The organism is Vibrio sp. JPW-9-11-11, from assembly GCF_013369335.1.
In the GTDB taxonomy this organism is placed as follows: domain Bacteria; phylum Pseudomonadota; class Gammaproteobacteria; order Enterobacterales; family Vibrionaceae; genus Vibrio.
In genome coordinates this window covers 531,568-549,028 of the sequence record NZ_SZQJ01000004.1, presented here as the reverse complement: position 1 = coordinate 549,028, position 17,461 = coordinate 531,568, and the positions used below count along the sequence as shown (strand labels likewise).

Annotated in this window: 19 protein-coding genes; 13 read left to right on the top strand and 6 right to left on the bottom strand. The window is 46.1% G+C overall.

The genetic code is table 11. From position 1 onward, the window contains the following. Positions 1-28: 28 nt before the first annotated feature. Both aroA and FCU94_RS05035 read right to left on the bottom strand, forming a co-directional pair. Positions 29-1,309, bottom strand: a complete 1,281-nt coding sequence (gene aroA, locus FCU94_RS05040) for a 3-phosphoshikimate 1-carboxyvinyltransferase (protein ID WP_176287439.1) — start codon at positions 1,307-1,309, stop codon at positions 29-31. 156 nt (positions 1,310-1,465) lie between these two features. Next, the gene (locus tag FCU94_RS05035; protein WP_176287438.1) at positions 1,466-1,921 is read right to left on the bottom strand and encodes a glycine zipper 2TM domain-containing protein; all 456 of its coding nucleotides are present in this window, start codon (positions 1,919-1,921) and stop codon (positions 1,466-1,468) included. Between the two features lie 20 nt (positions 1,922-1,941). Here FCU94_RS05035 and aat point away from each other — a divergent pair, with 20 nt between their 5' ends. The 3 genes from aat (at position 1,942) to infA (ending at position 3,657) form a co-directional block, all read left to right on the top strand. Further along, a complete protein-coding gene (gene aat, locus FCU94_RS05030; RefSeq protein WP_176287437.1) occupies positions 1,942-2,652 on the top strand; it encodes a leucyl/phenylalanyl-tRNA--protein transferase in 711 nt (236 codons plus the stop codon). Positions 2,653-2,658: 6 nt separating this feature from the next. Beyond that, positions 2,659-3,357, top strand: a complete 699-nt coding sequence (locus FCU94_RS05025) for an arginyltransferase (protein ID WP_176287436.1) — start codon at positions 2,659-2,661, stop codon at positions 3,355-3,357. A gap of 81 nt (positions 3,358-3,438) precedes the next feature. After that, positions 3,439-3,657 (top strand): translation initiation factor IF-1, encoded by a 219-nt coding sequence (gene infA / locus FCU94_RS05020; protein WP_001040192.1) that lies wholly within the window; start codon positions 3,439-3,441, stop codon positions 3,655-3,657. 92 nt (positions 3,658-3,749) lie between these two features. Here infA and FCU94_RS05015 read toward each other — a convergent pair whose 3' ends face one another. Both FCU94_RS05015 and cysS read right to left on the bottom strand, forming a co-directional pair. Continuing rightward, positions 3,750-4,328, bottom strand: coding sequence for a thymidine kinase (locus FCU94_RS05015; RefSeq protein ID WP_176287435.1), 579 nt, complete (start codon positions 4,326-4,328; stop codon positions 3,750-3,752). A 63-nt stretch (positions 4,329-4,391) separates the two neighbouring features. Further along, the gene (cysS, locus tag FCU94_RS05010) at positions 4,392-5,774 is read right to left on the bottom strand and encodes a cysteine--tRNA ligase (RefSeq protein ID WP_176287434.1); all 1,383 of its coding nucleotides are present in this window, start codon (positions 5,772-5,774) and stop codon (positions 4,392-4,394) included. Positions 5,775-5,975: 201 nt separating this feature from the next. On the opposite strand from cysS, the gene FCU94_RS05005 reads away from it, so the two are divergent. The 4 genes from FCU94_RS05005 (at position 5,976) to FCU94_RS04990 (ending at position 9,053) form a co-directional block, all read left to right on the top strand. After that, positions 5,976-6,470 carry a peptidylprolyl isomerase gene (locus FCU94_RS05005; RefSeq protein ID WP_176287433.1) on the top strand — a complete coding sequence of 165 codons (495 nt, stop codon included), beginning with the start codon at positions 5,976-5,978 and terminating at the stop codon, positions 6,468-6,470. Positions 6,471-6,515: 45 nt separating this feature from the next. Next, entirely contained in the window at positions 6,516-7,244 is a 729-nt protein-coding gene (gene lpxH, locus FCU94_RS05000; protein ID WP_176287432.1) for a UDP-2,3-diacylglucosamine diphosphatase, read from the top strand. 79 nt (positions 7,245-7,323) lie between these two features. After that, entirely contained in the window at positions 7,324-8,541 is a 1,218-nt protein-coding gene (locus FCU94_RS04995) for an EAL and HDOD domain-containing protein (RefSeq protein ID WP_176287611.1), read from the top strand. Between the two features lie 11 nt (positions 8,542-8,552). Beyond that, a complete protein-coding gene (locus tag FCU94_RS04990) occupies positions 8,553-9,053 on the top strand; it encodes a YchJ family protein (RefSeq protein ID WP_176287431.1) in 501 nt (166 codons plus the stop codon). A gap of 68 nt (positions 9,054-9,121) precedes the next feature. Here FCU94_RS04990 and FCU94_RS04985 read toward each other — a convergent pair whose 3' ends face one another. Next, a complete protein-coding gene (locus FCU94_RS04985) occupies positions 9,122-9,409 on the bottom strand; it encodes a YeaC family protein (protein WP_176287430.1) in 288 nt (95 codons plus the stop codon). A 105-nt stretch (positions 9,410-9,514) separates the two neighbouring features. Here FCU94_RS04985 and FCU94_RS04980 point away from each other — a divergent pair, with 105 nt between their 5' ends. Next, a complete protein-coding gene (locus FCU94_RS04980) occupies positions 9,515-10,342 on the top strand; it encodes a DUF2989 domain-containing protein (protein ID WP_176287429.1) in 828 nt (275 codons plus the stop codon). A gap of 50 nt (positions 10,343-10,392) precedes the next feature. On the opposite strand, the gene msrB is transcribed toward FCU94_RS04980, so the two are convergent. Continuing rightward, a complete protein-coding gene (msrB, locus tag FCU94_RS04975; RefSeq protein ID WP_176287428.1) occupies positions 10,393-10,794 on the bottom strand; it encodes a peptide-methionine (R)-S-oxide reductase MsrB in 402 nt (133 codons plus the stop codon). Between the two features lie 335 nt (positions 10,795-11,129). Between msrB and gap the strand changes: the two genes are divergently transcribed. From gap to FCU94_RS04950, 5 genes are all read left to right on the top strand, one after another. Next, on the top strand, positions 11,130-12,125 hold the full coding sequence (gene gap, locus FCU94_RS04970; RefSeq protein WP_176287427.1) for a type I glyceraldehyde-3-phosphate dehydrogenase: 996 nt from the start codon (positions 11,130-11,132) through the stop codon (positions 12,123-12,125). A gap of 123 nt (positions 12,126-12,248) precedes the next feature. Beyond that, positions 12,249-13,133 (top strand): D-hexose-6-phosphate mutarotase, encoded by an 885-nt coding sequence (locus tag FCU94_RS04965; protein ID WP_176287426.1) that lies wholly within the window; start codon positions 12,249-12,251, stop codon positions 13,131-13,133. Positions 13,134-13,325: 192 nt separating this feature from the next. After that, positions 13,326-15,362, top strand: a complete 2,037-nt coding sequence (locus tag FCU94_RS04960; RefSeq protein WP_176287425.1) for a methyl-accepting chemotaxis protein — start codon at positions 13,326-13,328, stop codon at positions 15,360-15,362. A gap of 96 nt (positions 15,363-15,458) precedes the next feature. After that, positions 15,459-16,283, top strand: a complete 825-nt coding sequence (rlmA, locus tag FCU94_RS04955; RefSeq protein ID WP_176287424.1) for a 23S rRNA (guanine(745)-N(1))-methyltransferase — start codon at positions 15,459-15,461, stop codon at positions 16,281-16,283. A 74-nt stretch (positions 16,284-16,357) separates the two neighbouring features. After that, positions 16,358-17,293 (top strand): ChaN family lipoprotein, encoded by a 936-nt coding sequence (locus tag FCU94_RS04950; protein WP_176287423.1) that lies wholly within the window; start codon positions 16,358-16,360, stop codon positions 17,291-17,293. Positions 17,294-17,461: the final 168 nt, after the last annotated feature.

Here is a 17,461-nt window from a genome sequence, read left to right as displayed (position 1 = left end):
CAACCCTTGTTGATTTGCAACGCTTCCCTTAAGAGCTCAAGCCTTCTAACTTGTCGAAATAATCGGGGAACGTTTTAGAGGTGCACTTGGGATCGTTGATTGTCACGGGGGTATCACTCAAGGCGACTAACGAGAAGCACATCGCCATACGGTGATCGTCATAGGTATCTATCGCCGCGTGAAGCAGCTGCTCTGGTGGTGTGATAATGATGTAATCATCACCTTCTTCTACACCGGCGCCTACTTTACGCAACTCTGCTGCCATTGCAGCGAGTCGATCTGTCTCTTTGACTCGCCAGTTGTAGACATTGCGGATAGCAGTTGTCCCCTCGGCAAATAGTGCAGTCGTCGCAATTGTCATCGCGGCATCAGGAATGTGGTTAAAATCCATATCCACGGCTTTGAGTTCACCAGCACGAGAGATCACGTAGTCATCCCCCCACTCTATCTGCGCGCCCATTTTTTCAAGCGCATCAGCAAATTGAATATCACCTTGAATGCTGTTTCTACCAATTCCCGTTACTTTGATTTCGCCGCCTTTAATCGCCCCTGCGGCTAAAAAGTAAGAAGCGGAAGACGCATCACCCTCGACCAAAAAATCTCCGGGAGCAACATAGGACTGACCTTGACGAATGACAAACTCTTGGTAATCGCGGTTGTCCACCTCAACCCCAAACTGCTGCATGATGTGCAAAGTAATATCGATGTATGGTTTAGAAACCAGTTCACCCACAATTTTTATCGTCACATCGCCTTGCGCAAGCGGAGCGGACATTAAAAATGCGGTGAGAAATTGACTCGAAATAGACCCGTCAATTTCGACTGTTCCGCCTTTCAAACCCGTACCAAAGATTTTCAGTGGTGGATAATGTTCGTTTTCAAGATACTCAATCTTCGCCCCCGCTTGTCGCAGTGCGTCAACCAAGTGACCAATCGGGCGCTCTTTCATCCGTGGTTCACCCGTGAGCACATATTCTCCCTGCCCCAGGCAAAGCGCTGCAGCCAGTGGACGCATAGCGGTACCCGCATTGCCCAAAAAGAGTTCAAGTCCTTGCTGCGATCGAAAAGCATGACCAAGTCCTTCGACTTCACACACGGTTTTATCTGCCGACAAGGTATACTGAACCCCCAATTGAGTCAGGGCGTTAAGCATGTGACGAATATCATCACTATCGAGTAGATTAGTGAGGCGTGTTGTTCCTTTTGCTAAGGCAGCAAGCAGCAACGCGCGGTTTGAGACACTTTTAGAACCAGGTAAGTTGACCTCACCATTGACTTTATTGATAGGTTGTAACGTAAGGCTTTCCATTAAAATTGTTAATCCTTGCTCATCCCACCTTCCTAAATGGGATGATGAAAAATTCTTCGTACTTGCAGACTATCTAAAAACCCCGTGTAAAACCAGAGCCAAACCGCGATAAGACTGAATAATTATGTCGCGCAGATTCGCTTCAATAGAAATCCATTAATAGGCTTTATCCACCCGGACTCCCTCATCGAAATAAAGGATACGTACTGAGTCACCGCGGCTAAAAAGCATGTCGGTATCAACATCTTGAATGATGTCGATGAGCTGACCTTGTTCGGTTTTCACCAGTAACTCAACCCACTGATACTCTATTCGGTATTCTTGCTGTGCCTGCTGGTTTACTACCCCAGCGCCAGTAATCGCACCCACAGCCGTCGCGACCTCTCTACCTCTCCCATCTCCAAATTGGTGACCGATCACCCCTCCTACCACTGCTCCAAGTAATGTCTTCCATCCATTCGCTTGCGACTGTATCAGTTGTTGTTGGCTAATATATCTAACGCTGTCTATCTCGCCATAGATGACTTGATTGACGGGCCTTGCGCGGTTTCTTTCATAGCCAGCATTGGCAATCAAAGGAAAAACCAATATGATCCACATCCACTTTCTCATTCACTTGACCTCTATTTATCATGGCGCTTTATCTCACTGAGCTTGACCCTGACGAGCTTTGGTTTCCTTCTCCCGATGACGCCCTATCCGATCCGAACGGGTTACTCGCTCTCGGGGGAGATCTAACACCGAGACGCTTAGTGTTGGCTTACCAAAATGGCATCTTCCCATGGTATAGCCCCGGAGAGCCTATTTTATGGTGGAGTCCGTCACCTCGCGCCGTCTTTGATCCTAAGACATTCAAAGCGGCAAAAAGTCTCAAAAAGTTTCAACGCAAACATCACTATCGGGTGAGCATTAATCACGCAACAGAAACGGTTATCGACCGTTGCGCTTTAACACGCCCTGCCGAGGAGACTTGGTTAACCGAGGAGATGCGTCTGGCCTATAAACAGCTCACGAAACAAGGCATTTGTCACTCGGTCGAAGTGTGGGATCAAGACCAACTCATCGGTGGCTTGTACGGCATCGAGGTAGGGCAAGTTTTCTGTGGTGAGTCCATGTTTAGCTTAAAAACCAACGCCTCAAAAATCGCACTTTGGTTTTTCTGTCAGCATTTTCAATCCCACGGTGGTCAGCTTATCGACTGCCAAGTGATGACCCCCCATCTTGCCTCATTAGGTGCCTATGCATTGGAACGAGCCGATTTTCTTCAAACACTGCTATCCTTTAGAAATCAGCCCGTACAAGAAAACTGTTTTACAAAACAGTACTTAAAGAGCGAGACCTAAACCTTGATGAGTTCAGACCTTCAGCAAATCCGAATCGGTTTAACTGATAATCATCCGTGCAGCTATTTGAGTGAGCGCCAAGAACGGGTTGCGGTCGCTTTGGATCCTGCCATGCATTGCGGGTCGAGCTACGAAGTATTGCTGGCCAACGGTTTTCGTCGTAGTGGAGACACCATATACAAGCCTCATTGTGATCGTTGTCAGGCGTGCCAAGCCATTCGTGTTTCTATTCCTGACTTTATCCCAACACGCAATCAAAAGCGCTTGTTGAACAAGGCGCACGCGATAGAGTGGCAATTGAAAGAGAGCATGGATTATGATTGGTTTGAACTGTACGCGCGCTACATCGAGGCTCGACACCGCAATGGGTCTATGTACCCACCGAAGCGTAATGAGTTCGCGCAGTTTTCACAGTGTAACTGGCTTAATACCCAATTTTTACACCTCTACCACGAGGGCAAACTGATCGCGATTGCCGTCACCGATATTTTGTCCAATAGTGCTAGCGCTTTTTATACCTTTTACGACCCCAACCATTCAATTTCACTAGGTACGCTAGCGGTCTTGTATCAAGCCGAATATTGTCGTCAACAAGGAAAACAATGGCTTTACCTGGGGTATCAAATCGATGAATGTCCGGCAATGAATTACAAAGTCCGATTTCAGCGTCATCAAAGGCTAGTAAATCAGCGTTGGCAAGGGTAGAATACGCCCCAACTTTACTTATTTCATTTTTGTCGGCATGATAAGCCGCTGAAAATTGCCCATTTTTTAAAAGAGGATTAAATGGCTAAAGAAGACGTAATTGAGATGCAAGGCACTGTCCTTGATACTCTTCCAAACACAATGTTCCGTGTTGAGCTAGAAAACGGCCACGTAGTTACTGCTCACATCTCTGGTAAAATGCGTAAGAACTACATCCGTATTCTTACTGGTGACAAAGTAACTGTTGAGATGACACCATACGATCTATCAAAAGGTCGCATCGTCTTCCGTGCTCGTTAATCTCGAACTGCTGTCGGCAATCGAATTAATCGAATACCAACAAAAAAGCGAAGCATGATGCTTCGCTTTTTTGTGTTCCACTCACCTGACCTTTATTTACCAAGCGCGTGTTTGTAGTGCTCTCGACAAACTGACACATATTTGTCGTTGCCGCCAATCGCCACCTGATCACCCTCTTTGATCGCCACGCCATTCTCATCGGTTCGGATCACCATATTGGCTTTACGACCACAATGGCAAATCGTTTTGAGTTCGACTAGCTTGTCTGCCCATGAGAGCAGGTACTTACTTCCTTCAAACAATTCACCCAAAAAGTCGGTTCTCAAGCCGTAGCACAAAACTGGGATATGCAGTTTATCGACCACTTCTGTAAGCTGATAAACCTGATCTTTGGTAAGAAACTGGCACTCGTCAACCAAGATACAGTGACGTTTTTCCACTTCGTTGAGCGCCGCGATCTCTTGGTAAAGATCGGTGTCTGCACTAAACAAATGTGCATCAGATTGTAAACCAATACGTGAGCTCACTTTACCTACCCCGAAGCGGTCATCGAGCGCTGCGGTAAATATCACTGGCGTCATGCCACGTTCTTGATAGTTAAAAGAAGATTGAAGAAGAGTGGTTGATTTACCCGCATTCATTGCTGAGTAATAGAAGTACATCTGTGCCACAGATTGATTCCTATAGAAATAATAAAAGCGTAGAAAAAAGGGCTGCAATGACAGCCCTTACAATTATTTACGGCGCCAAGTCGTGCCTTCCGGCCCGTCTTCTAACACAATACCCAGCTCAGTGAGCTTATCGCGGGCCAGATCGGCATTGGCCCAATCTTTAGCCGCGCGGCTATCGTTACGCAGTTTTATGAGCGCTTCGATTTCAGCGACCTCATCATCGCTGCCAGCATCACCTTTGAGGAAAGCCTCAGGCTCTTGGTACAAGATACCAATCACATCGGCCAACTCACGCATCAATGAGCCTAAGGCACTGGCTTGCTCTAAGCTTTCACCTTTCAAACGGTTAATCTCACGCGCCATATCAAAAAGCACTGAGTAAGCTTCTGGGGTATTAAAGTCATCGTTCATCGCTTGTGTGAAGCGTTTAACGTATTCTTCGCCACCCGCCGCTGGTACCGCAAGATCAAGACCGCGCAATGACGTGTACAGACGCTCCAGAGACGCACGTGCCTGATTTAAGTTCTCTTCACTGTAATTCAGCTGACTACGATAATGACCTGACATCAAGAAGTAACGAACCGTTTCTGGGTCATAGTGGCCAAGTACATCTCGAATGGTAAAAAAGTTACCCAGTGACTTCGACATCTTCTCTTTGTCGACCATCACCATACCACTGTGCATCCAAGTATTGACGTACTGAGTATCATGGGCGCAGCATGACTGGGCGATTTCGTTCTCATGGTGAGGGAACTGCAAATCTGAACCACCACCATGAATGTCAAAGTGATTACCCAAAATAGACGAGTTCATCGCTGAACATTCGATATGCCAACCAGGGCGACCTGGTCCCCAAGGGGATTCCCATGTTGGCTCACCTGGCTTGGACATTTTCCATAAAACAAAATCTAACGGGCTACGTTTCGCACTTTCAACATCCACACGCGCACCCGCTTGCAACTGATCTAGGTCTTGCTTTGACAGTTTGCCGTACTCATCGAACTTGCCGACTTCAAACATCACATCGCCGTTGCTCGCAACATAAGCAAATCCACGTTCTATAAGCTTTTCAACTAGCTCGATGATTTCTGTAATAAATTCTGTCGCACGCGGCTCTACGTCAGGGCGCTTCATGTTCAATGCGTCAAAGTCGGCGTGCATTTCACCAATCAGACGTTCTGTTAGTGAGTCGCAGCTTTCGCCATTTTCGTTGGCGCGTTTGATGATTTTGTCATCGATATCAGTAATATTGCGTACAAAGGTTAACTCATAGCCTAAGTAACGTAGATAACGAGAAACTACGTCAAACGACACAAAGGTGCGACCATGGCCAATATGACAGAGATCATAGATGGTTACCCCACAGACATACATGCCTACTTTGCCGGCATTGATTGGCTTGAATTCCTCTTTCTGTCTTGTGAGTGTGTTATAAATCTTTAACATGATCTCTTTCTAATCGTTGGGTGAAATAAAGGGTCGTCCAGTATATCAAGTCACGCACTAATAGGTAATCCCTCAAACGACTAAAAAGCCACCATTGACACTGATACCGGGCTCTCAATGATAACTTTTCACGTATTAATGTCGCTAAAGTTGAGCTAGAATCTGCCATTCAAGTCAAAAACATCTGTAAAGGACATAATCATGATCACCCTTCACACTAATTTTGGTGACATCAAAATTCAGCTCAACGAAGAAAAAGCACCAAAGACAAGCGCAAACTTCCTACAGTACTGCCGTGATGGTTTCTACGACAACACACTGTTTCACCGTGTTATCGACGGTTTCATGATTCAAGGTGGCGGTATGGAGTCTGGTTTAAGAGAAAAATCCACTCGTGAGCCAATCAAAAACGAAGCAAACAATGGTCTAAGCAATAAAGTGGGCACATTGGCCATGGCACGCACCATGGAACCGCATTCAGCAAGCTCACAGTTCTTTATCAACGTAAACAACAACACTTTCCTAGATTTCCGCAGTGAAAGCCTTGACGGCTGGGGCTACTGCGTATTCGGCGAAGTGGTTGAAGGTATGGACGTTGTTAACAAGATCAAAGGTGTGAGCACGGGTTCTATGGGTATGCACCAAGACGTGCCTCTTGAAGAGGTGATGATCACTGGCACGACTATCGAAGAATAATATGACGTATTGAGAGCGCTGCATGCGCTCTCTTTTTATCACACTATGACCACACTATTTATCTCTGATCTTCACCTGTCTCCTTCCACACCGGCGACCACTGAGTGTTTTGTTCGTTTTATGCGCCAAGAAGCGGTAAAAGCCGACGCACTTTATGTATTAGGCGACCTATTTGAATTTTGGATTGGCGATGACGACCGTTCTCAGTTTGCCAATCAGATCCGTGCGGAGTTTAAAAACCTCACCGATAGTGGCGTACCTTGCTACTTTACTCAAGGCAACCGAGACTTCCTAATAGGTCAACGCTTCAGTCGCCAAACTGGCGTAAAACTGCTCGGCGATGAAACAGTCATCGACCTGTATGGCCGCAAAGCTTTGGTGCTCCACGGAGATACCTTGTGCACACAGGATGTGAAATACCTCGAATATCGTAAAAAAGTACATCAACCTTGGCTGCAGTGGGTGTTTAACCGTATTCCTATGTCAATCAAGAAAAAGATCGTCAGTAAAGTTCAATCCGGCATCAATACCGAGAAACAGACTAAGTCCCTCGACATCATGGATGTGACTCAGAGTGAAGTCGAGCTAGTGATGCAATCTCACCAGGTAGATCTCATGATCCACGGCCACACGCACCGACCTAATGTTCACACATTTGAACGAAACCAGAAGGCCTACACTAGAATTGTATTGGGAGATTGGTACACTCAGGGCTCAGTGTTGGTGTTCGATAAAAATCATTTCGAGTTACAACAAAGACCTTTTTCTGGTTAAGCGCTTTCACTCATGCACAATAGTACCGTCTCGTCGGTAATGGATGAGCATGATTTTTTACACGGAGCAGGTGACTACCTTGAAATACTCATATATAGCTAGACAACCCATACTCGACACAAGCAAGCAAACGGTTGGCTATGAGCTTCTTTTTAGGGACGGGCCCAACAACACTTTCCCAGAAATTGACCCTGAGCAAGCCACCAGCCGTTTGCTCTCTGACCATTTCCTCTCAACCCACTACGAAACGTTAGGCGACAAGCTCGGTTTTGTTAACTTTCCATATCAAAGCCTGATTAATCGCGTACCTACCCTATTTCCTGCCGAAAATCTCGTGGTGGAAATTCTCGAAACCTGCGCCCCCACCGACGAACTATTGCAAGCGGTAAAAGAGATGGCTAGCCAAGGGTACAAGATCGCACTCGACGACTTCGTACCAAGCAAAGAGTGGAAAGCGTTTCTGCCCTATGTTTCTTTGATTAAGTTTGATATTCGCCAAGTATCGATTGAAAAGGCACGGATGTTTATTCTGCGGCTCAGTGGTTCTGACATCGAATTTTTGGCGGAAAAAGTCGAAACTTATCAAGAATTTGAACAGGCTAAACAAGCGGGGTTTGATTATTTTCAAGGCTATTTTTTCAGCAAGCCCGAAATGATTTCTCGTAAATCACTCGAGCCTTCTTTTATGACGGTTGTTCAGTTGCTGACTGAAATCGCAAAGGAAGATATGGACTTTGCTGCAATCGAGTCTCTTATCAGCAAAGACTTAACGCTCTCTTACAAACTGCTCACTTTCGTCAACGCCTCTTCGATAGTCCGCACTCAGATTCAATCTTTTAAGCAGGCGCTGGTTTACTTGGGTGAAGACAAGCTCCGCAAATTTATCTCGTTAGTCGCACTGGCTTCAACCCAAGACAGCAAACCTGATTACCTCTACGGCCTCTCTATCCAACGCGCTCGTTATTGCGAGTTGCTTGCTTCGCGCCTCAAGACAAAACTCGAGTCGGGCCAGGCCTTTCTGACCGGTATGTTTTCACTGCTTGATAGCTTGCTTGATCGTCCGATTGAACAAATCATCGACGAAATCTCGGTCGATAAGTCAATAAAACTCGCAATTATAGACAACCAAGGCATACTGGGCAGCATTCTTACGCTAGCCAAAGCATACGAGCAAGCACAGTGGGAGGACGTCAATGACTTATGTCAACAAGTTGGTGTCGACCAAGAAACCTTGAGCGAGTGCTACGACGCTTCAGTCAAATGGACAGCGGACCTACTTTCAGTCAAAACCAGTTAAACGGAGACGCTATGAGTTCGTGCCCTTGTGGCAACCCAAGCCCATATCAAGAGTGTTGTGCTTTAGTGCACCAGAATCACAATCAAGCAACAACACCGGAACAATTGATGCGCTCGCGCTACAGTGCCCATGTTAAAGGTTTGGTTGATTTTGTTGTCGCGACCTATCACCCAAGCTGCGAAGCAGAAAAGCAGCGCTCTGAAATTGCCGAGTCGATAAACAGCGATTGGATAGGGTTAGAGGTACTCAAATGCGAAGATGGAAGCCATGCCGATGAAGGCTTTGTGACATTTAGAGCCTACTTTAGCCAAGAAGGTCAGGAGTATTGCCTAGAAGAGCGCTCGCGTTTTATCAAGCAGGATGGGCTTTGGTATTACATTGACGGCACTTTCTCCCCACAAGAGACGCAGGTTGATACTCGACTCGCGCAAACGGTTTCAAACCTTAAGATTGGCCGAAACGACCCGTGTCTTTGCGGCAGTGGCAAAAAATTCAAAAAGTGCTGCGGTTAATTCATTGGTAAGCCGTTAAACATGAAAAGGCAGGGATCTCCCTGCCTTTTGCATTTAAATACTCTGGTCTAGTCGTCGTGATTCGGGTTGATTCGGACGATATCCTCTTGGTCGCGCTGAAATTGCTTTTTTAACTCAGCTTTTGACTTAAAACTGATTTCCCCACCCTTAGCAACTGTCATATGTTGAGCTTGTGCATTATGCTTAGATTGATACAACATCACAGCTTGCATACAAGAATCTCGCTGCTGCTTTGAAAGTGGAGTACCCTCAGGCCACTTACCAGTTTCTACTGCGAATAGTAGACGCTCATAAGCCTCAGGTGTAATGGCATTAACTAACTGCTCTGCGTCCATGTTATGTCCTATAAGTCTAACAAAGTAAGCAAACAGTACCGAGCCAACCGAGTGAGTCAAGACACCTGATATGAATAAGTGTAACGGATCACAAGCAACGACAGTATGAAAACAATTAGCACTCTTGCCCTTCTATCTTCTAGCCTATTGCTGAGCGGTTGCTTAGAGGGCAACAAAAACACCGAGCAACTTTGTAATGACAATCCCAGCCTCAAATGTGAACGCTTAAACATTAACGATGGTCAATGTCGCGTACCGCGTACTGACCTCATTTGGCACCGATTTGAAGTTCTAAAAAATCCCACCGACCAAAACAAAATTAAAGAGTATCAACTGGTCGCAGAATACAAAAAATGTTTAGAGCTCGCCGCGCAAATACAGCCATTGGATCAAACCGACCTCAAACAGCGACGCTTTAGCGCACTGGTCAACGCTGGCGACGACTTAGAGACCATTGTCACCGCACTGGAAAAATCGACCTCGCCAGAAGCGCTGTATTTTTTGTGGAGCCAAGTCGGTAACGATCAGGCCCGACGACGTTTTTTACAATTAGAAGGTTCTCCAGAGCTCGAGACCGCCGAAATGCAGTACGCATTGGCAACTTTCTATACCAGTCGAGACCATGGTAAAACCCGTTACTTACTGCTGCGCGCTTTAGAGCTAAGTAAAGGGAAAAACATCAACACTGAAATCTTTAAATCATTAGCGAGCACCACATACCGGATTAACCTCAAAGAGGAAGCCTATATCTGGACCCGAGTCGCAGAATCGTTCAACGTCCCTATCGCGTCACAAAACGAGCTACAACTCTTATATGGGTTTGAAAACAGTATCTATGATCAGCTTGATGATATTGCCGAACAGATAGAAGAGTCGATTCGGGGTGGCACTTTTAGCTCAGAGCAAATCCCTAGGTTTGAAACTTCCAAATAGTGAAGTGAAAGGATAAAACAATCCAAGCTGGATAAATCGTCGCTTTTTTATCAATTGTTGAAAATTAACGACACTGAATTAACACAAAACCTTTCACCTGTTGTTTGTGGGCCATCAGGAAAAACGTGACCTAGATGGCTATCACAAGCGGCGCAACGTATCTCTGTTCTCACCATTCCGTGACTCAGATCTTCTAAATAGCGAATAGCCTCACTGTTGATCGGGGCATCGAAACTCGGCCAACCACAGCCCGAATCGTACTTATTCTCAGAGGTAAAAAGTGGCGCTTCACAGCAGGTACAAGCATACACGCCCGTCTCTTTGTTATGCAGTAGCTTTCCCGAAAACGGCGCTTCAGTCCCTTGTTCTCGACACACTCGATACGCTTCGTCAGATAGCTTCTCACGCCAGTATTCATCAGGTTTCGTGATTTTTTCTACCTTATGTTTCACTGCTTTATCTCTCCTTATTCTCATTTTTAGTTATGACTTTTTTTGCGAAAAACTTGCGGATATCGAACTTTGTAGCACATACTTTGAAACCATAAAAGGATGTTCAAACTTTCATCAGCATTGTCGACATCTAAACTATTTTACGTCAACTGGTTTAGGAAGGAACCAGCAATCCGTTCAAAAGTTAACCATTTGCGACTAATTGTGAAAAAAAGCGACGCTTTTTTTTGACTTTAAACAAGTTAAGTCCGATTATCTGTTGCAGATTTTGACTGGATTCTGTAATTTTACTACCAGTTATCTTTAATCAGAAATTAAGTTGTGGAGCAACTATAATGACTATCAAAGTAGGTATTAACGGTTTTGGCCGTATCGGTCGTTTCGTATTCCGTGCAGCGCAAGAGCGCGCAGACATCGAAGTAGTAGGTATTAACGATCTTATCGATGTAGATTACATGGCATACATGCTTAAGTACGACTCAACTCACGGCCGTTTCAACGGTACTGTTGAAGTTGAAGGCGGTAACCTAATCGTTAACGGCAAAACTGTACGTGTTACAGCTGAGCGTAACCCAGAAGATCTTAAGTGGGACGAAATCGGTGTTGACGTTGTTGCTGAAGCAACAGGTCTTTTCCTAACTGACGAAACTGCACGTAAGCACATCACTGCTGGCGCGAAAAAAGTTGTTCTAACAGGTCCTTCTAAAGACGCAACTCCAATGTTCGTTATGGGCGTAAACGATTCAACTTACGCTGGTCAAGACATCGTTTCTAACGCTTCTTGTACTACTAACTGTCTAGCACCTATCGCTAAAGTTCTTAACGACAAGTTCGGTATCGTGTCTGGTCTTATGACGACAGTTCACGCGACTACAGCAACTCAAAAAACTGTAGACGGTCCTTCTGCTAAAGACTGGCGCGGTGGCCGTGGTGCTTCTCAAAACATCATCCCATCTTCAACTGGTGCTGCTAAAGCAGTAGGCGTTGTTCTTCCAGAACTTAACGGCAAACTAACTGGTATGGCTTTCCGCGTACCAACAGCTAACGTTTCTGTAGTTGACCTAACAGTTAACCTAGAGAAAGGCGCATCTTACGAAGCTATCTGTGCAGCAATGAAAGAAGCTTCTGAAGGCGAACTAAAAGGCGTTCTAGGCTACACTGAAGACCAAGTGGTTTCTCAAGACTTCATCGGTGAAGTACAAACTTCAGTATTCGATGCTAAAGCTGGTATCGCTCTAACTGATAACTTCGTTAAAGTTGTATCTTGGTACGACAACGAAATCGGTTACTCAAACAAAGTTCTAGACCTAATCGCTCACATCTCTAAGTAATATCTTAGGATGCGCAATTAGCGTATGAATTTTGAAAAGGCGGCTCTCGAGTCGCCTTTTTTGTATCTGGAACTTGAGAGCATGCGATACCAAGCAATGCTCTCCCTGCGATAGGAAACAGACATGGATTTAAACACTCTCCCCGCCCTTACCGTTCTTTCTGACAAGGTGACAATCGTTGAAGTTGACCAAATTAAAGTAGTTCGCGTCATCCATGAAAAAGCCACAGCGGGTATCGCCTTGCACGGTGGGCATGTCATTTCATTTAAACCTCAAGGCCACGACGAACTGATTTGGATGAGCGAGCAAGCCGTCTTCGATGGAAAAGCGGCCCTTCGCGGTGGCATTCCCGTCTGTTGGCCCTGGTTTGGACGTATTGCGGCCCCCGCCCACGGTTTTGCCCGTAACAGTGAATGGACATTGCTCGAACACCGCGAAAATGAAAATGGTGTGATTATCGAACTTGGGCTAATGGCATCGGAGTCAACACTCTCGGTTTGGCCGCACCAATTCCAAGCTCACTTATTAGTTGAAATCAGTGATGAGCTGAAAGTAATTCTCGATGTCATTAACACTGACGATCAACCTTGGACATTCTCCGGCGCGCTGCACACCTATCTCAATGTAGGCGACATCGAACAAACCCAAACCAGTGGAATGGGCCCTGAATATATTGACAGCCTACAAGATGGAAAAATCTGCCAGGGCGGCGATACCCTCCAACTGACTGACGCCATTGACCGTGTTTACACTCAGCCACAAGCACAAATCACGCTGCAAGACCCAGTATTGAACCGTTCTCTGTGCGTCGAAAACCAAGGGCACAATTCAGCAGTCATTTGGAACCCATGGGCCGCAGGCGCAGAAAGTATGGCGGACATGCAAGACGATGGTTATAGAACCTTCTTATGTGTGGAGTCGACTCTACACGCTGCCACGATTGAACAGGGTAAAGCCTTACAGCCTGGTGAACGCCACCAATTGATCACGACCGTTAAATCAATGTAATGACTAAATTGGGCCGGCTTGCCGGCCTTTTTGCAACCAACTCCACTGTTATCCGGTCTCGTAGATATCCCCTGCAATAACTGCACTTTTTGATACATTACTTAATAGATATCAATTCAGCGATTGATATAAATCGATAGCATCAGTTTCATCGAAACCTATCCGACCGAACAATAGTAGGAAAAACATTACATGTTGCAAAAGTACAGAAACCAAAGTGTCGGCGTCCAGTTAAAATTGGTCATCACACTATGTCTGTTTATCGCCTTTTCGAGCATTGCGGTTCTTGTCTATCGAAATGCCTCCAGCGTGTTACTCGAAAACACTTTGCGTGAGCATCAATCGAAAGTCGAATCGATGGCTAAAACGATCGCTGGACAGTTCAACGCCTACCTTCATACAGCAGAAGTACTAGAATCGACATTTAGAAACGGCTATCTGGCTGGAGTTTATGTCGAAAACTACACCGTAGACTTCAAAGATCATCAAATCCCAAACATCACTCAATACAGTGAAAGCTTGATTGGTGATACTAAACTGGTCGATACCTTTACTAGAGACACTGGCGCGGTTGCGACCATTTTTGCTCCTTTAGATAACGACTTTATTCGCGTGGCAACGTCTCTTAAAGATCCGCAAGGCAATCGTGTGATCGGCACAACCTTAGGTGTCGATCATCCTGGCTATCAACAATTGATGAGTGGGTTGCCTTATTACGCACAAATCAAACTCTATGACCAGCGCTACATTACCTACTACGCCCCTTTGAAAGACCCATCAGGCAAGACTTCAGGCATTACCTTTATCGGCCTACCTGTAGAGCAAGCAACGCAAGCACTGTTTGATTCATTGCAAACGGTAAAATGGGGCGATTCAGGCTACACCGTCATTGTCGATAACACTCAAGATAATCAAGGCCACTACCTACTCCATCCGAAACACTCTGAACGAGACGCGCCGATTCAAGAAACGCTCGATTACGAGGGCAACAAACCTTTCCAACAGATTTTTCAGCAAAGTAGTGGGTTGATTCGCTATCCCTATGAATATCAGGGGGAAGTTGGTGAAAAGTACCTCGTCTTTACCGAAGTTCCCGGCTGGAACTGGAAGCTGTTGGGCGGCACCTTTATTGAAGAGGTCACCAAAGGTAGCCACGCATTGCTTAAATTGATTGCTATCATCTCAGTGGTCATTGCGCTGGGTACCTTTACTGTTCTGACTGTCATGTTAAACCGAATGATCATGCCTCTGACCGTACTCAATGGTTATATGTCTCGTCTTGCTAAAGGAGAAGTGAGCATAGCGATTCCCGCGTCACACCAATCAACAAAGAATGAGATTAACAATTTAACGAATGGTGTCGCCAATATGGCAGACCAGTTGAATGGGCTTGTTGGTCAAATTCGCAACACGAGCGACCAAGTAGAACGCAACTCAGCCAGCGTAGTTGATGATGCTAAGCGCAACTTAATACAATCCGATACCCAACAAGAGCAAGTTGAGCAAGTCGTGACAGCCATTGAAGAAATGGCCTCTTCCGCACAGTCGGTCGCTCAACAGGTCGAAGCGATTGCTGAAAACGTGCGTTCAGCGAACCACGATTGTCAATCAGGGCTAGAAGTTGTCGAAGGGGTATGTATTGATGTAGCGCAGCTGAATGACCAATTGGACCAATCTGCCGCTGCTATAGAACAAGTCAGTGCGGACAGTGAAACCATTCAAGCGGTCACCAAGATGATTGATGAAATCGCTGAACAAACAAACTTATTGGCATTAAATGCCGCGATTGAAGCCGCACGAGCTGGTGAACAAGGTCGAGGTTTCGCCGTTGTCGCCGATGAAGTCAGAACTCTCGCGCATAGAACACAAACATCCGTCCAAGATGTGGTGAGTATTATCGAAAAACTCAAAGCCTCGACGGGCAATGCCGTACAAATGATGAACGACAGTCAAACCAACGCCAACGCAGTACTCGATAAAGCGCAAGAAGCAGGCAATGCGCTAGAGTCTATCGCAAGCCAAGTTCAGTCGATTGCCTCTCAATCGGACGCCATTGCAGCCACATCAGAAGAGCAGGCTCACGTTTCACAAGAAATTGCCGCCAACGCGAACTCAATCAATGAGTTGAATCAAAAGAGCCGTGACACAAGCGAGCAAACATCGCTAAGCGCTACAGAGTTACAACAACAAGCTCAACACTTAAAACAGCAAGTGGCTTTCTTCCACTAAATCAGGTTACAGAGCCGGAGAAATTCGGCTCTTTTTACTTCGCTTGATACCGGTGTTTTTGCTAAAATCGCTCCTCTTTTCTGTATTGAGAACGTCATGAACTATCAATGCCCTCTTTGCCATCAACCGCTTTCATTTTCACAGTCAAACTTTCGCTGCGAAAACAATCACAGTTTTGACCTCGCTAAAGAAGGGTATGTCAACCTCATGCCCGTGCAACATAAACGGTCAAAAGATCCTGGTGATAACAAAGAGATGATGCAGGCACGCCGACGTTTTTTGGAAAAAGCCTATTATCAACCAATGAAACACGAAGTGGCGAAGCTTAGCGCCGAATACACGCAAGGCGATAGCCCCCAATTGTTAGATATTGGCTGTGGTGAAGGGTACTACACAACAGAAATCGCCAAACAGTTACAGGCTATTTCGCCCAGTGCCCAAGTTTACGGGCTTGATATTTCAAAAGTCGCCATTCGCTATGCAGCCAAGCGCTACAACAACTGTGCGTTCAGTGTCGCTTCTAGCCATCGCCTGCCTTTTGCCGATCACAGCCTAGATTCGGTGGTACGAATTTATGCACCGTGCAAAGCCGAAGAACTGGCTCGAGTGGTCAAACCACAGGGCGTCGTGATTACCGTGACGCCAGGGGCACGCCACCTATACCAATTGCGTGAAGCGATATATTCGGACGTGAGGCTACACAGTGAGGCCGCCGAAGCCATGTCGAGGTTCACGTTAGAAAAAGAGCTAAAGCTGAACTACGTGATGCCTCTTGCACAAGGGGACGGCTACGACCTTCTTCAGATGACACCATTTGCTTGGAAAGCATCCGATGGACTAAGAGATGAGTTGCAGTCCGCTACACTGTACGAGTGTGAGGCCGACTTTATGCTACGTATCTATCGCAAGCAAACTCAATAATAACAATTCTCATTATTATTGAAACATCACTAAGCCTCCAGTAGTATGCACCCACTATCTTCTGGAGGCTTTTTATGCGTACTCTAATCTCAACATCACTGATTACCCTATTCCTCAGCGCCTGCTCAACCACTCAAGACCCGCTTCCCCCCACCTATTATGACTACACATTGCTTACGCCTAATTCTGAGCAGATACAAGTCAACCAACTTCCGGCAAACCTAGCCAATGCCGATGTCATTTTAATCGGAGAGTGGCATACCCACACAGGTATCCATCGTTTTCAAACTGACCTGTTGAGAGAGCTTACACGGAACAATAAAACCGTCGCCCTCTCTATGGAGCAGTTTTCTCGTGACAAGCAAACCGTAGTGGATGATTACCTTGCAGGCAGCATCGGTGAACAAGTATTGATAAAGGAGGGCAACGCGTGGCCTAACTATGAAAGCGATTACCGCCCACTGGTCGAGTTCGCCAAGGCTCAAGGCCTAGAGATCATCGCGTCCAACGCGCCTAAAGCGATAGTACGCTGTATTGGTCGCCAGGGTGTGGGTTATCTCAACTCATTGAGTGACGAAGAGCGTTCATTGTTAGCTAGCGATATCGATATTTCAGACTCCCCGTACAAAGAAAAATTTATGGCTTCCATGCACCACGGTAAACCCGAGCAAACCGAGAGACAGTTCGCCGCGCAAGTTTCATGGGATGAAACGATGGCCGACAGTATCGTACGCTATCTACAACAACACCCTGCAGCGCAAGTTGTCCACATAGCGGGCAAATTTCACACAGAGCAAGGGCTTGGGATCAAATCATCGATAGCCAAGCGTAATCCTAATCTCAAGGTTATCGTCGTTACCCCTATCGCGATGGACAGCAACCTTCCCCCTCAAGGAGACGACTATTGGCTTAAAGTGTTAGCACCGCCAGTCCGTTATGTGCAAGCAGAAAACCGTTTAGCCGCCTATCAACACTTGGGCAAACGCAACGATTCGCTTACTTGCCAATAGGCACTATTCTTGCTGAGGTATCTTTGATGAGGTGCTGTGGGCAGCACCTCTGGCTTCACCAACGGGAATATCGGTGAGGAACCATAAACAGGCACGATTTATGCTTGCTGAGTTTTTATACAAATTTTGCATATTTTGCACAAGTTTCTCGTCAAGCAGTCGATATAT